The 1803-nt window shown below is 57.0% G+C and carries 4 protein-coding genes and 1 pseudogene; 2 read left to right on the top strand and 3 right to left on the bottom strand.

Annotation, left to right across the window (positions count from 1 at the left end; genetic code table 11):
• On the top strand, positions 1-297 hold a 297-nt coding region (locus AC1DMK_RS30955), incomplete at its 5' end, for a transposase (protein ID WP_477864031.1).
• A gap of 487 nt (positions 298-784) precedes the next feature.
• Here AC1DMK_RS30955 and AC1DMK_RS30960 read toward each other — a convergent pair.
• The gene (locus AC1DMK_RS30960; protein ID WP_477864032.1) at positions 785-904 is read right to left on the bottom strand and encodes an ABC transporter; all 120 of its coding nucleotides are present in this window, start codon (positions 902-904) and stop codon (positions 785-787) included.
• 226 nt (positions 905-1130) lie between these two features.
• Positions 1131-1223, bottom strand: a pseudogene (locus AC1DMK_RS30965) (ATP-binding protein); the annotation flags it as partial.
• On the opposite strand from AC1DMK_RS30965, the gene AC1DMK_RS30970 reads away from it, so the two are divergent.
• The gene (locus AC1DMK_RS30970; protein ID WP_477864033.1) at positions 1187-1504 is read left to right on the top strand and encodes a hypothetical protein; all 318 of its coding nucleotides are present in this window, start codon (positions 1187-1189) and stop codon (positions 1502-1504) included. The pseudogene AC1DMK_RS30965 and the gene AC1DMK_RS30970 sit on opposite strands and share 37 nt — an antisense overlap.
• 213 nt (positions 1505-1717) lie before the next feature.
• Here the strand turns inward: AC1DMK_RS30970 and AC1DMK_RS30975 are convergent.
• Positions 1718-1803: SEC-C metal-binding domain-containing protein (locus tag AC1DMK_RS30975; protein ID WP_477859685.1), on the bottom strand; the 86-nt coding region annotated here is incomplete at its 5' end.

Below are 1803 nucleotides of genomic sequence, written 5' to 3' on the forward strand. Positions count from 1 at the left end.
GCACGTGGTATCGACGGCTATGTCGCGCCCGGACGCGCCAAGCACCCGACCGCCGCGAACGGAAAGGCCGGCGGACCGCTGACCCAACGAATGCGAAGGAAGATCGATGACGGCGGCTTTGAAACGCCCTACCGATTGAGGAAGCAAGTAGTGGAACCGGTGTTCGGACAGATCAAACAGGCACGCGGCTTCCGACAGTTCCTGTTGCGGGGCGTCGAAAAAGTGCGTGCCGAGTGGGCCATGATCTGCACCGCCCACAACCTCCTCAAGCTGTTCACCCTCGCAAAGCCCGCCTGAGCCGGCTATCCTGCAACAAATGTCCGTCGCAACGACCTATCTGGACGGGCTCCTAGAAGATAGGGTGCAGCATCCGGCGATGCCGGGGCGAGGCCCGCGACCTCGGGATCGATCGTATTTCCCTTCGGGTCTACACTCCCAAAAACGACGTAGGTATCCCATAAGTCAGCGCATAACGCGATCGGAACTCGATGAAGTGGCTGTAGGTTTCAGTCCGAGCCGGGTCTGTAATCGATAAGCCGCGGCTGTCGGTTGTAAAATTCGGTTGGGGACTTTTATCTTTCGTCTGACATGAGGATAACGAAAATGCCAACAGGACAACCAGCAGGTGACGGCTTCGTCCAAGTATCATAACTACTCTCCATCTGAGAGCCGAAGGTGAATGCGGACCTGTAGCGCCACCGGAAACTGACAAACGGAGCCGAGTCCCAGCGACATCAAAGCGGAGAAGAGCCAATCTCGTCCTTCTCCATTTCAGAGGGTGTGCTTACTTGTAGACCGCGGTTGCCGGCGGCGGGGCCTTCCCCTTACCTTTGCCAATCGTCCCACAGGCACTTATGTTGGCAACAGCAAGTAATGAAACGATCACGAATAGAATTCTGCCCATGAAGAGGTCCCTTCCTTCGATCGGCGCACCTTGTAGGTGACGACTCAGACATTAGGGGCTGCATATACGGGAGACTCGCGACGATCAAGGCAAGTCAGATGCCGATTCCGATGAAGCCGCCCCTTTGTTCCGAGATGATTGCGCCCCCGGATTCCGGGATGATCTCGCCCCCTTGAGGCTGGGGTCCTGCTGGCTGTGATTGTTGTCAGTTCAATCGTGTAGTGAGTCAAGATTTGCGGGGCTGATTTCGTCGCAAGCTTTCTCCGGATAGGTCGATGCGGTGTGCGTTGTGAACGAGGCGATCGAGGATGGCATCGGCGCGAGAAACTGGTTCTGGCACTTGCCAACACGGAAGTGCCGGCGGAGGATTTTCAGGAGAAGATCGCCAAGCTGAAGGCGCAGTTCAATCCGGCCAATATCGAGATCAGCATCCGCAACCTGCTCTTCCACGCCCGCAACAATGCCGACGAGTTCGCCAAGCAGCGTTTGATGCCAATCGTGCGCGATCTCATCCAGACCGTCGGGATCGGCAAGACTCCCGGCCACCAGCCGGCATCATTGCAGGTCCACGGCTCGATCGCCTGTGGCGCGACAATTTAGATGGGAAGCGCGACGATCAGGATGAAGAGTCAGGTGGTCGCGATTTGGTGAAGATGGACTGCGGATCAGTGGGTTGCAAGGGTTATTTTTCGCCATTGTCGCGGCGCGTCAGCGGACCGGTTTTCTGGATTGTCGCGGAGCGTCAATCAGGGGTTCTTCCGCATATTTGGTGCAGGTCAGGTCTCCGCCTAATTGCGGTTTCGCTATGGTTATTCAGGAGCCGGTCCCGCAGCATTTTTTGAATTTGTTGCCTGATCCACACGGGCAGGGATCGTTTCGGCCGGGACTGGCAAACGAGC

It is taken from the genome of Rhizobium sp. 05L419 (assembly GCF_056397845.1).